Annotated in this window: 8 protein-coding genes; 5 read left to right on the top strand and 3 right to left on the bottom strand. The window is 63.0% G+C overall.

Annotated features, from left to right (window positions below; translation table 11 throughout):
• Together VLU25_12755 and VLU25_12760 are read right to left on the bottom strand one after the other, a co-directional pair.
• A partial coding sequence (locus VLU25_12755) for a hypothetical protein (GenBank protein HSR68800.1) occupies nucleotides 1–2,563 on the bottom strand: 2,563 nt, incomplete at its 3' end.
• An 8-nt stretch (nucleotides 2,564–2,571) separates the two neighbouring features.
• Complete coding sequence (locus VLU25_12760) at nucleotides 2,572–3,168, bottom strand: hypothetical protein (protein HSR68801.1); 597 nt, start codon at nucleotides 3,166–3,168, stop codon at nucleotides 2,572–2,574.
• A gap of 274 nt (nucleotides 3,169–3,442) precedes the next feature.
• On the opposite strand from VLU25_12760, the gene VLU25_12765 reads away from it, so the two are divergent.
• Together VLU25_12765 and VLU25_12770 are read left to right on the top strand one after the other, a co-directional pair.
• The gene (locus tag VLU25_12765; GenBank protein HSR68802.1) at nucleotides 3,443–5,776 is read left to right on the top strand and encodes a glycosyltransferase; all 2,334 of its coding nucleotides are present in this window, start codon (nucleotides 3,443–3,445) and stop codon (nucleotides 5,774–5,776) included.
• Between the two features lie 2 nt (nucleotides 5,777–5,778).
• Nucleotides 5,779–7,935, top strand: coding sequence for a hypothetical protein (locus VLU25_12770; protein HSR68803.1), 2,157 nt, complete (start codon nucleotides 5,779–5,781; stop codon nucleotides 7,933–7,935).
• Between the two features lie 62 nt (nucleotides 7,936–7,997).
• Here VLU25_12770 and leuB read toward each other — a convergent pair whose 3' ends face one another.
• On the bottom strand, nucleotides 7,998–9,092 hold the full coding sequence (leuB, locus tag VLU25_12775) for a 3-isopropylmalate dehydrogenase (protein HSR68804.1): 1,095 nt from the start codon (nucleotides 9,090–9,092) through the stop codon (nucleotides 7,998–8,000).
• Between the two features lie 83 nt (nucleotides 9,093–9,175).
• On the opposite strand from leuB, the gene VLU25_12780 reads away from it, so the two are divergent.
• The 3 genes from VLU25_12780 to VLU25_12790 are packed head-to-tail and all read left to right on the top strand — an operon-like array spanning nucleotide 9,176 to nucleotide 13,139.
• Entirely contained in the window at nucleotides 9,176–9,832 is a 657-nt protein-coding gene (locus tag VLU25_12780; protein ID HSR68805.1) for a metal-dependent transcriptional regulator, read from the top strand.
• Between the two features lie 8 nt (nucleotides 9,833–9,840).
• The gene (locus tag VLU25_12785; GenBank protein ID HSR68806.1) at nucleotides 9,841–11,436 is read left to right on the top strand and encodes a long-chain-fatty-acid--CoA ligase; all 1,596 of its coding nucleotides are present in this window, start codon (nucleotides 9,841–9,843) and stop codon (nucleotides 11,434–11,436) included.
• A gap of 26 nt (nucleotides 11,437–11,462) precedes the next feature.
• Nucleotides 11,463–13,139 (top strand): amidohydrolase, encoded by a 1,677-nt coding sequence (locus VLU25_12790; protein ID HSR68807.1) that lies wholly within the window; start codon nucleotides 11,463–11,465, stop codon nucleotides 13,137–13,139.
• Nucleotides 13,140–13,156: the final 17 nt, after the last annotated feature.

Consider the following 13,156-nt stretch of genomic DNA (forward strand, 5'->3'; position numbering starts at 1 on the left):
TAATGGTCACCAAAACCTGCTGATTGGAGGTATTGACCAGGTTCAGGTTGGTGAAGCTGAAGGCTCCTCCCGCCCCGCCGTTGGCGAGTTGAGCCGAGTAGATCGTGTCTACCTGCCCGGGACGGAAGGCATTGATCCCGAAGACGCTGTCGGGCAGCCTGATCAACTGAAATCCCGTAACCTGGCTTCCCTGCAACAACTCCACGCGAACATAGCCGTCCATGATGGGAGGTGCGTTGCCGAAAAGCTGGGGAAAGCTCTCCCGGATGGATCCGCGAGGCGGAATCACGCGGGTGACGGGGTTGAAAAGCATGGCTCCTACGGTATTGAAGTAGGTGGCTTCGATCTCGATTTCCTGGTCGCTGGGATTGATGATGGAGAAGACGGTTTCGGCCTCGACCTGGGCTCCGGGCGAAAGGAAGACAGGTCCTTGCAGCACCCGGCTGAAGAAGATGACGTCGCCGATCTGGTCTTGACGGATAGCCACGCCTCCGTCGAGCTGGGTGAGGGGAGTTGCGGAGAGCCCGTTTCCGAACTGGAAGAAGCTGGCCAGCTCCGGCTGGTTGCTGATCATGCGCACCCAGCCGCTCTGGGGGCTCTGGGCGGGCACGTCGAAGAGTTCGTTGCCCACCTGGGCGAATTGAAAGCCGTCCAGGACGCCGCGGATGGAGGGGTTGGTGGGCAAGTCCGCCGAGGACCCGTCGGAATTGAAATTCTCCAGCGTCAATGCGGCTCCTCCGCCCGAGACGTTGGCGGTGGCGAATCCCGTGAAATTCACCTCGTCGGCTTGCAGAAAGGGGAAGACGAAAGTCTGGGTTTCAGGCCTGAAGACCACCTGCTGCCCTTCCAGGTCGATTCCTCCGGTGCCGACTCGGAAATCTTCCACCACGGCCACCTGGTCGAAGGGTATGGGGCCCCCGGCTGCCGAGAGATCCGTCGCAAACTGGGGAATCTGGTCTGAAAAAAAGCCGGGCGCCACGCCGACGGCGGCCAGCCGGTCCTCGTCGAAGGGGTCGGGGGTCACCGACAGGTCCCCGTAGTCGAACTGGATCTCGCCCGTCGAACGCAACGTGGCCGAGAAAGTGTTTCCGGGGGGATTAGGGCCGCCTGGCGTGAATTCGGGGACATCGATCCACTCCACGCGCAGGGCGTCCTCAAGCACCACCACTTGGACCGTCCCGCCGGCCCGGGGATTGAGGTCGGTGAAAAAAGGCGCGATGCGCGGGGGACCGAAGACCAGCCGGCCGGCGGAACGCGGGGTGGAGGCAGCGTCGCCGTCGTTGAGACAGATGTTGCCGTCGCTGTGAATGATCATCTGCCCGAAGACCCGTCCCTGGAAGGGAAAGGCGAATCCCTCGGGGAAATCGAAGACCTCGGCATCGTCGTCTCCCAGGCTGACCGGGATGACTTCGGCATCCGACTGGGGAGGGGCGTTGACGATGAAGTCGATGTCCTCCACCGTCCGTCCGGCCTCGACCGTGACGACCAAGGCCTCCAGCGGATCGTCATCGGCGCTCTCCCCATCGCCGTTGAAGAAATCCCGCGGGTAGTCGTCCTGGCGGCTGGTGGACTCGTCCTGGGGGCCTACGCTGCTTCCGGCAACGAAGCGGGTGTCGATGGGCTCTATGAAGACCAGGTAATCTCCCGGCGGCAGTCCGGGCAGAAGAAAGCTGCCGTCGCTGGAGAGCAGATAATCGACCGCCCCGCCCACCAACTGGTTGTCGGAAAGGACCAAGCCGCCGGCTTCCTCCGTGACCTGGACGGCCGTCACGTGCCCCGACAGCATGGGCAGTCCGTTGGGGCGGAAGACCTGTCCGCGGATGCTGCCGACGGTGTCGGAAAATCCGGGTTGGGGGTAGATGAATGAAAACCAGGCGGCGTCGTCGAGTTCCGGTTCAGGTCCCTGGTTGGGGAGGGCCAAGGGATACATTAACGGGACAAATTGCCTCTGGGCGGAGGGAGGGCTTTCGAAGCGGCGGTTGATCTGGGTATGATCCAGTCCCAGCAGATGGCCTACTTCGTGAGTAACCGTCTGGTCGAATCCGAAACGGCCGGACCTTCGTCCATTGAGGACGATAACCCCCGAGGTATAGAAACCCTCTGCGTTGGGAAACCTGGGTGAAGCGAAGCCCAGCGTATTGTCACTGGCGCCGTCGCCGAAAACACTGTCGATGATGCTGCCGTCAAGATCGAAAACGATGGACACCGGCTCATTAGGCGCGCCATCGAAGTTGTTGAAGTTGGCGGCGGTCACATCGGCGGGCAGGGGCCCTACGTTCTGAGTCGTCAGCGAGGCCGTGGAGACGTCTTCCCAGCGCTGAAAGGACTCCTCCACCAGTGCCACGCCGGCGGCGTTGTTCTGGTTGGTCCCGAAGGCGCCCGGGTCGATGCTGTAAGGTACCGGCTGCGCCGGGTTCCAGCGCTGGAAACCCTGGCCGGAGATGATTCCGGCGGTGAAGGGGCCTCCGCCCAATGCCTGGGTTGGGGAGAGTCCTGCCAAGAGGAGCAGAAAAGCCAACGCCGCCGGAAACGGTTTCGCGGCGGCGCTGGAAGTAGCGAGCATTACTCGGATCATTGATCGGCCCTTTGCTGATTGAGTCGGTCGAACTTGGCCACCAAGGCGGCAAACGTATCCAATGGTATGGGCTGTTTGGAGGAGAGCAGGTCACGCTCGCGTCCCGCCAGCCCCGCCGAGCGCATGTTGATCTCGGGCAAGTCGTAGTCCAGGTTCGAGTTTTCCAGGGCGTTGATGACCGACAGTCCCTGCTCGGTCTGTTCGACTCGGAAAACGCCCTGCTGCAACCCCACCGGGCTGGTCAGCCCCAAGCGGCTCTCGCCGTAGAGAAAGATCAAAGACTCCTGGCCCTTGCGGAAGGTGGGCAGGCCCGGGATTTTGAGGCTCTGGCGGTCGGTGGACTGCAACTGGCGAAAGGTCACCATCTCTCCGGCTTCCACGCCCTTGAGTCCGCGGCGAACCTGGAATGTGTATTGGGTCGCCACCAGCCCTGAAGGCAGAGCGGTCTCTTCAACCCTCACGCAGGAGCCCCAGAAAATGCGCTCAGCCGATCCCACCATTTCCTGCAAGTTGACGGGTTTGACGCTTGTGGCCCACAGGGTTCCCAGAAGCAGAAGGAAAGCGGTGCCCAGGGCAGTTGTTTTCTTAAGCATGGTTGACCTTTCTGTCAGCATAAGACGATTATAACCGCTAGTCTGTATGATTGCTCACATTCCGCCGGTCTTGATCGGCCGGCCGGCATTTTTTATTCTTTGCGGGGCCGTCCCGCGGTGAGGACGTTCAAACGTGAGGTCCTCAGCCGGCCCAAGCCCTCTTGGAGAGGATGCGTGGTGGCGAAAATTGTCGCAGCCGTAAGGACTGGGGCTGGCCAAGCGTGCCGCAGGGGCGCCCCGGGTCCGCCGCCGGATTGGGAATGATCTGAGTTTCATGATGCTGCGTTTGCTTTTGTGGCTTTTTCACTTGCCGCTTCAACTTCTGCTGCTGGCATCCTTTGCCCTTACCGACCTGCTGCGGGCCTTGTCCCTGCCCCTGAAGCGCCTCTTCCGTGCCCGCCGCGAGCCCGCAGCGCCGGTGCAGACGGACGCATGCTCGGTGGTGATGCTGAACTGGAACGGGCGGCGCCTGATGGAAGAGAGTCTGCCTCCCCTCATGCGCGCCCTCGAAACCTGTCCAGGCGATCACGAGGTGCTGGTGGTCGACAACGGCAGCGAAGATGACTCGCTGGCCTGGCTGGATCGGGAGTACCCGCAGGTACGGGTGTTGGCATTGCCCCGCAACCTGGGTTTTTCCCAAGGCAACAACAGGGGAGTGGAAGCGGCTTGTCGCGACATCGTGGTGCTGCTCAACAACGACATGATCGTTGAGGAGAATTTCCTGGCTCCATTGCTGGAGCCTTTCCAGGACGAGCAGGTTTTCGCCGTCTCGGCCCAGATCTTCTTCCCCCCGGGACGGCGTCGCGAAGAGACGGGCAACACCAGCTCATGGCTGCGCCGCGGACGCCTGGAGATGGCCCACAACCCGCTGGGGCGGGCCCACGAAAACCGGTCTGTGCTGCCCGTGCTGTGGGCGGGCGGCGGCTCGACCGCCTTCCACCGCAGCCGCTTCCTGCAACTGGGCGGGTTCTCTCATCTCTACTCGCCCGTCTACGTCGAGGACGCCGACCTCAGTTACCGCGCCTGGAGGCGGGGCTGGAAGGTGCTGCTGGCGTCGCCGAGCCGCGTCCTGCACAAGCACCGCAGCAGCTCCTCACGCCGCTTCGAAAAGCGCCAACTCGACGACATCGTCGAAGAGCGGCGCCTTTGGTACTTGTGGCGCAACCATCCCTGGTCCTGGCTGCTGCCCCATTTCTTCCTCTACGCCGGCCATTTGACCGACGCCATCTCGCCCACCGGCTACTGGAAGGCCCTGCGCAAGCTTCCCCGGGTGCTGGCTCTGCGCCTGGCCGAGCCTCCCCGCCGCTGGAGCGACGCCCGCATCCGCGGCTGGATCGAGACGCCTTTCCGCTATCTCGACCGCTTTCATCCCCGCCGGGCCGAGCTCAGCCGCGACCCCTCCCGCCTGCGCATCCTGATCGTGAGCGCCTACCTGCCGCACCTCGGCTACCACGGCGGCGGCGGACGCGTCTTTCAATTGCTGCGCCAGGTGTCGGGCCGCCACCAGGTATCGCTGGCGGCTTTCGTGGAGTCCGACAAGGAGAAGGCCGAGATCAGCCAGGTGGCGCCCCACTGCCATCGCATCGAGGTGATCCGGCGAGGACGCTATTCGCCGGTTTCGCCCTTTCCCTACGAACCCTTCGAGGAATTCAACTGTCCCCGCTTCCGCCGCCTGCTGGAGAGAATGCTGGCGGAAGAAGATTTCGATCTGGTTCACTTCGAGTGGACCCAGATGGTGCAGTACCAGGACCTCTTTCCGCACACACCCAGCCTGGTGACTGAGATCGAGGTCAACTACATGGCCCATTGGACTCAGGTCCAAGTGGAATCCAATCCCTGGCGCAAGCTGCGCAAGACCTACAACACCTTGCAGACGCTCTACCGCGAAGTCGAAATGTGCCGGCGCGTCGACAAGGTCATCTGCGTCACCGACGACGACCGCGACTACCTGCGCGGCTATTTGCCCGGCGATTCTCTGGAGGTGGTCAATACCGGCGTCGACACCCGCTTTTACACGGTGGGGCAGGAGGAGGACGTGGACCGGAACGCCGTGGTGTTCGTAGGGGCTTTCCGCCACGATCCCAATATCGACGCCATGCACTTTTTCTGCCGGGATGTCTTTCCCCTCATCCTGCGCGACCGCCCCAATACGCATCTCTATATCGTGGGTTCCTCGCCTCCGGCTTCCATCCGAAAGCTGGCGGACCATCCCCAAATCACCGTTACCGGCTTTGTGGAGGACCTGCGCGACTACTATGACTTGGCCCAGGTGGTGGTGGTGCCCCTGCGTACCGGTGTCGGCATCCGCGGAAAGGTGTTGGAGGGCTGGTCGGCGGGAAAGGCCATGGTGGCCACCAGGCTGGCCTGCCAGGGCATTCGCGCGCTGCACGGCGAGAACATCCTGGTGGCCGACGATCCCCGCGATATCGCCCGCTGGACGCTGGCTTTGCTGCGTCATCCCGAGTTCGCCCGCCGCCTGGGCCGAGCGGGCCGGGCCACGGTCGAAGAGCGCTACGACTGGGTGCCGCTTGGAGAGCGCATGAGCGGGGTCTACAGCCGGCTGTTGGGTGTACAGAGCGAAGAAGACGCCAAACGGGGGGCAGCCTGAATATGAGCCCCAAGCCACTGTTGCTGATTCAGACCTGTCATCCTCCCCAGATGGTCTTCCTGGCCCGGCGCCTGCGCCGGCGCCAACCCGGACGCCGCATCGAGGCCGTGCTGCTGGACGCCGATTCCAACCGCCGGCGCTTCCATGATCTTTCAGCCTTCGACCGGGTCTGGTACTCGCGTGGAGAATGGCCCTCTGAAGCCGCCCCGCCCCGGGACTTCGAGGCCGTTGTCTTCCCCCTGCTGGGAAGCGGTTACCGGCGCCTGAAGAAGTTGCGCAAGCGGGCGGGCCCGCAGGCCCGTTCATGCCGATGGGAAGGAGTGCTGGGTCCTGTGGGACGGCTGGCAATGTGGAAGGCGGCCCTGCGCCCCCCCGCTCCCCCTGCCGAGTTCTTGGAGTTCTTGAAGGCTTGGCCTCAGTGGCCGTTGCAGGGACGGGTGCTGGAAGTCATCGCCAGCCCCAGCCTGCGTCGCGCCTCCCGTCGCGCCTGGAAGCCTTTTCTCAGCCAGGCCCACGAGGTGGAGCAAAGCCGGGGCGGATTGTTGCGTGAGTGGAGGCGTCTGCGGGGCCGCTCATTCCAGGGGGCGCTGGTCTATTTCGGAGGCGAACGGGGAGGACGGTCGCTGCGCTTTCTTCCCTGGCTGCTGGGAGTTCCCCGCGTCATCGTAGTGGACGAAGGGGGGCTGCATGATCTGGAGCGTAGGCGCCACTCGCTGCGTTTCGCCCTCAAGAGGCTGCTGACCCGTCCCGCTCACCGCGCCTTGGTGGGCTCCGTTCTCTTCATTCAGACCGAGGTGCCCGAGTATTTGGTGGCGTCGGTCAAGCGGTTGCGCGCCCATCCCGCTTACCGGCATGCCAAGGTGACTGTCCTGTGCCGCCAGGCCGACCGGGAGCTGGTGGAGAAGGCTCTTCCGGAATGCGACCTGTTGCTTCACTCGGGGCGTCGTCTCTTTGATTTCTGGCGGCTCTGGAAAAGGGCCCGTTGGGTTCCCGCCGACGAACTCTGCGCCGTTTTCACGGGGCGGCCCGTCTTCCGACCCTACAAGCTGCTCTTCTTCCTCCTCAACGTTCGCCGCCGGCTGGTCTTCAACGCCTCTCTGGAACGCTATGTGCTGACCTTGCGCTCCTGGCCGCGCATCTTCCGCAAGGACCGATTGCGCGCCGACGTGGTGGGAGACGCGGGGCTGCCCAAGCCCGATCACATCCTTCTGGTGCAGACCGACGGCATGCCCCGCATGGGCCAGGTGCTGGAGCGGCTGCGCCATTCCAAAGTGATCTCCGGAAGTCCGCCCATCACCGTGGTCTGCAACCGTCAACGCGAGGGAGCATTCCGCAAACTGCCGCAAGTCGACGACGTGCTGACCTACACCAGAGGGGATTGGCGCGGTTACCTGAAACTGTGGTGGCATCTGAGGCGGCGGCAAACCGACGTGGCGGCGGCGCTTTTCTCGGGACGGCCGACGTTTCGCCTTTCCAAGCTCTTCTTTTTCCTCATCCGCGCCCGCAACCGCTTGATCTTCAATTCGCAACTGGAGTGCTACTACCTGGGGTGGCGCACCTGGGGCATGTTGCTGCGGCGCGAGAGGACGGCCGCCGACGCCATGCCCCATCGCCTTCTCCTCATTCAGAGCGAGGACGACGCCGAGATGGTCAAGGCGATGCAGACTGTCCGCAGTCCAAGCCTGGCCCGCGTTGCCCGACTCTTCGTCCTCTGCCGTCAGGACCGGAAACCGTTCTTCCAGTCGCAGCCCGGAGTGGCCCGCGTCATCACCTACAGAAAAGAGGGGCTGGTGAAGAACCTGCGCCTTTGGGGCGAAATGCGCCGACTGCGCTTGGACAGCGTGGCGGCCATGTTTTCGGGACGGCCCATTTTCCGCCTCCAGAAGCTGCTCTTCTTCCTGGCACCCGCGCGTCACCGCCTGGTCATCAACGAAAACCACGACTGTTTTTACTTCCGCTTCAGGCGCCTGGGGCGGTTCCTGACCATGCATGCCAGGCAGAGCCGCGGACGCTTTCTGCTGACTCGCTGGGCTTTCCGGACGGCCCTCAAGGCCGTGCTCTTTCTGCCCCGTTTTTTCTACTTGGTGATGTGGCTCACATACATGCGCCTGCGCAGAGCCTATAGTTTGAGGCTGGAAGAAGCGCCGAAGCGGAGATAGGGAATTTCGGGCCCCGCACGGTTTCCGCTTCGGCCCTTCCTCAACCTCTTCAATTCCCCGCCTTATCGCAGTCTTTCCACCACCTTCTCGGTCATGTCCCGGGTGCCCAGGATCGATGCCGGCGGGGTGTTGCTGGAAGCGATGTCGGCACAGCGCCATCCCTCGCTCAGCACCTCCTCAAGAGCTTTTTCAATGCCTTGAGCCGCCTCCTCCATGGACAAGGCGTGGCGCAGCAGCAGGGCGGCGGAGGCGATGGCGGCCAAGGGGTTGGCTTTGTCTTCGCCCGCGATGTCGGGGGCCGATCCGTGGACCGGCTCGAAGAGTCCGGCGGCGCGGCCGTCCCGCAGGCGCCCCAGGCTGGCCGATGGCAGCATGCCCAGCGACCCCGTCAGCATGGCGGCTTCGTCGCTGAGGATGTCGCCGAAAAGGTTGTTGGTGAGCAGCACGTCGAACTGCAAAGGCCGGCGAATGAGCTGCATGGCGCAGTTGTCGACCAGCATATGCCGCAGTTCCACCTCGGGATATTGGCCGGCCACTTCTTCCACCACCGCCCGCCACAGGCGCGAGGCCTCCAGCACATTGGACTTGTCGACGCTGACGACCCGGCGGCCGCGCAGCCGGGCGGCTTTGAAGGCGCTGTGGGCGATGCGCTCGATTTCCCAGTCGTAGTAGATCTCGGTGTTGTAGGCGGCGCGCGCCCCTTCACGCTCCTCCTGGCCGCGCGGTTGGCCGAAATAGATGCCTCCGGTCAGTTCCCTCACGATGAGGATGTCGACTCCCTCCAGCACCTCGGGCTTGAGGGTGGAGGCCTCGAGCAGGGCCGGGTAGGCGCGTACGGGACGCAGGTTGGCGAAGAGTCCCAGTTCCTTGCGCAGCTTGAGAATGGCCTGCTCGGGCCGGTTGTGGGGAGGCTGACTGTCGAAGGCCGGATCTCCCACCGCTCCCAGCAGGACGATGGGCGAGCGGCGGCAGGCCTCCAGTACGAAGTCGGGCAAAGGTTGTCCGTGGCGGGCTATGGCGCTGCCGCCCACCGGCATTTCCTCCACCTCCAGATCGAGAGAGTGGATTTCGCTCTGATGTCGCAATACCGTCAGAGCTGCCGCGGTTACTTCTTTGCCGATCCCGTCGCCGGGAAGCGCCACGATTTGATGAGCCATTATCCCTCCTTTTCATGAGCCGCCTGAGCCCGCTTAAGGCGGCGCCGCGATTTGCTATCATAAGTCGCGGAGATTGCAAAACCATGATCAGCCGAGCGATGGAAGACTACCTGAAAGCCATCTATCAGGCTTCTCAGGAGGGGGAGATGGTGTCGACCTCGGAACTGGCCGAGCGGATGAATTGCTCTGCCGCCAGCGCCACCAACATGATCCAAAAGCTCTCTCAGATGAAGCTCGTCTCCTACAAGCCCTATCAGGGGGTCAAGATGACGGATGCGGGTGCCAAGGTCGCTCTCGAGACCATCCGCCATCACCGGCTGATCGAGCTCTATTTGGCCGAAGTGCTCGGCTACACCTGGGACAAGGTACACGATGAAGCCGAGAAGTTGGAACACGTAATCTCCGAGGAGTTCGAAGACAAGATCGACGAGGCCTTGGGCTTTCCCACCCGCGACCCTCACGGCGACCCCATTCCCCGCAAGGACGGCACGGTTGAGGACGTGCGCTTCGATTCGCTGTGGGAGGTTTCCGCCGGTCAAACGGTAGAGGTGCGGAGGGTCAGCGATCGCGATTCCGACGTCTTGCGCTATTTGGCCTCCATCGGCGTCTATCCCGATGTCCAGCTCGAAGTCATGGACAAGGCGCCCTTCAATGGTCCCGTCAACATCAAGGTCGAAGGCAAGGTCCATGGTCTGAGCGAGCAGCTCGCTCGCCAGATTTTCGTTTCGCCTCTCGCTTAGAAAGCTCTATGAAGATTCCCCTGACGCCGATCCGTTTCCTCCACCGAGCCCGTCGTCAGTACGGGGACAAACAGGCGGTGGTGGAAGATGACAAGTCCTGGACCTACCGAGAGTACGATGAACGCTGCCGCAGGTTGGCCAACCTGTTGCTCGGCTGGGACTTGCCCGCCCAGTCGCCGGTGGCTTTCGTGGCCTACAATACCCATGAGCTTCTGGAAGGCTACTACGGGGTGCCCTTGGCCGAGCATGTATTGCTGCCTCTCAACGTCCGCCTGACAGCCGACGACTTCGCCTTCATCCTCGACGACGCCGGCGCTTCGGCGGTCTTTTTTCACGCCGACTTTCTGGACAGCATCGTCAAGATCCGCGACCGCTTGCAGACCGTAGAGCGCTTCGTGCTGCTCGACCCCGCCGAGGACGCGCCTTCCTGGATCGAGCAGCACACCTACGAGGAACTTCTGGCCCAGTCCTCCCCTCAGCTCCAATTCGACTATATGCAGGTCGACGAGAACGCCGTGGCCGAGATTTTCTATACCTCGGGCACGACGGGACGTCCCAAGGGCGTCATGCTGACCCACCGCAATCTCTACCTTCACGCCCTGGAACTGGCCCTGGCGCTGCGCACCAACGACGCCGACGTGCTGCTGCACACCATTCCTCTCTTTCATGTCAACGGATGGGGCAGCCCTCAGCTTCTGACGGGTTTGGGAGGCACTCACGTGATGCTGCCCAAGTTCGAGCCCGAGAAAGTCTTCGAGGCCATCGAACGCAACGGCGTAACCGGACTCTCGCTGGTGCCCACCATGGCCATCGCCCTGGTCAATTTCAAGCACCGCGACCGCTACGACCTGTCCTCGGTGCGTCTTATCACGGTGGGTGGATCGGCCAGCAATCCCCACCTGACCCGCCAGGTGGAAGAGCTTTTCGACTGTCTCTGCCTGGCCGGGTACGGACTGACGGAAACCTCCCCCGCGCTGACGCTGGCGCGTCCCAAAGCCCACTTCGAACTGGACGAAGAGGAGCGTCTCGACTTGCAGTGCATGGCCGGAACCGCCAATCTTGGTGCCGAGATCGAGGTTTGGGACGAGCAAGGCCGCCCGCTGCCCTGGGACGGCCAGTCGGTCGGCGAGATCGTGGTGCGCGGCGATATGGTGATGGAAGGCTACTACAACCGTCCTGAGGAGAACGAAGAGGTCTTTCGGGGCGGCTGGTTTCATACCGGAGACGCAGCCACCATCGCTCCCGACGGCTACGTGCAGATCGTGGACCGCACCAAGGACATCATCATCAGCGGAGGCGAGAACATCTCCAGCATCGAAGTCGAAAAAGCCCTTTTGGGTCACGAGGCCGTGCTGGAATGCGCCGTGATCGCCGTTCCTGACGACGAATGGGGAGAGGTGCCCATGGCGCTGGTGGTGCTCAAAGACGACCGCCAAGCCTCGGAAGAGGAACTGATCGCCTATGCCAGGGAGCACTTGGCTCACTTCAAGTGTCCTCGGGCGGTACGTTTTTACGACGAGTTTCCCAAGGGAGGAACGGGCAAAATCCTCAAGCGCGAATTGCGCGAAGAGTTCTGGAGCAAAGTTAAGAAGCGGGTCCATTGATCCGCCGCGGAATCAAGGGGGGACGAATGAGACGTCTGTTTGGACTCATATTGCTATTCGTAGTGGCCGCAGCCTGCGGCGGGACGGCCCAGCAGCCGGCCGACCTGGTCTTGAAAAACGGCAAGATCGCCACCGTCGATGAAAACAACTCCGAGGTGCAGGCGCTGGCCGCCCGCGAGGGACGCATCGTGGCCCTGGGCAGCGACGCCGATATCGAGGCCTACCTGGGACCGTCCACCGAGGTGGTGGACCTGCAAGGCCGCCGCGCCATCCCCGGATTCATCGAGGGGCACGGCCACTTCATGGGCATCGGCAACGCCGAACTCATCCTCGACCTGACTACGCCCCGGAGTTGGCAGGAGATCGTCGACCTGGTGGCCGCGGCGGTGGAGAAGAGCGAGCCCGGCGAATGGATCATGGGCCGCGGATGGCACCAGGACAAATGGCAAAGCGTGCCCGACCCTAATTACGAGGGTTTTCCCTATCACGACGGATTGAGCAAGGTGTCGCCCGACAATCCCGTCATGCTCACCCACGCCTCCGGACACGCGGCCTTCGTCAATGCCAAGGCCCTGCAGGTCTCAGGGGTCGACGGCGGGACGCCCGATCCGCAGGGAGGCGAGATCCTGCGCGACAGCAAGGGCAAGCTCGTGGGATTGCTGCGTGAGACCGCTCAGAGGCTCATGGATACGCCTGACGGCAGCGAGGAACGCGCCCGCAAAATGGCCGAACTGGCCGCCCAGGAATGCCTGCGCAAGGGCATCACCAGCTTTCAGGACGCCGGCTCCGGCTTCCAGACCATCGATCTCTTCAAAACCCTGGTGGACGAGGGCAAGATGCCCCTGCGGCTGTGGGTCATGATCCGTGCCTCCAACGAAAGCCTGGAGAAGAATCTGGCCGACTACCGGGTGGAGGGATACGGCGACAACAAGCTCACGGTGAGGGCCATCAAGGTCTCCATCGACGGCGCGCTGGGATCTCGCGGCGCCTGGCTGCTGGAACCCTACAGCGACGCCCCCGAACTGACCGGACTCAACCTGGTGCCGATGGACGAGGTCTACGAGACGGCCCAGTTGGCCATCGAGCACGACTACCAGCTTTGCATCCACGCCATCGGCGACCGGGGCAACCGCGAAGTCCTCAACCTCTACGAAAAGGTCTTCCAGGAGCATCCCGACAAGTCCGGCCTGCGCTGGCGCATCGAGCACGCCCAGCACCTGCATCCCGACGACATCGAGCGCTTCGCGGGGCTGGAGGTGATCGCCTCCATGCAGGCCGTGCACGCCACCTCGGACGGTCCCTGGGTGCCCGACCGGTTGGGCGAGAAGCGCTCGCGCGAGGGAGCCTACCTGTGGAAGACCCTGTTGGAATCAGGGGCCGTGGTGACCAACGGAACCGACGCCCCGGTGGAAGACGTTTCCCCCATCGCCAGCTACTACTCGGCCGTCTCGCGCATGATGGTCAACGGCAAGCGCTTCTATCCCGACGAGCGCCTCAACCGCGAGCAGGCCCTGCGCACCTACACCATCAACAACGCCTACGCGGCCTTCGAAGAAGACCTCAAGGGTTCGCTGGAGGTGGGCAAGCTGGCCGACGTTACCGTGCTTTCCAAGGACATCCTGGAGATCCCCGAGGAAGAGATCCCCACCGCCCAGGTCGACCACACCATCGTAGGCGGCGAAATCGTCTACACGCGCAAGTAACTTGGGCCGCGAAAGAC

The sequence above is a fragment of the Acidobacteriota bacterium genome (assembly GCA_035471785.1).
In the GTDB taxonomy this organism is placed as follows: Bacteria; Acidobacteriota; UBA6911; order RPQK01; family DATIPO01; genus JANQFM01.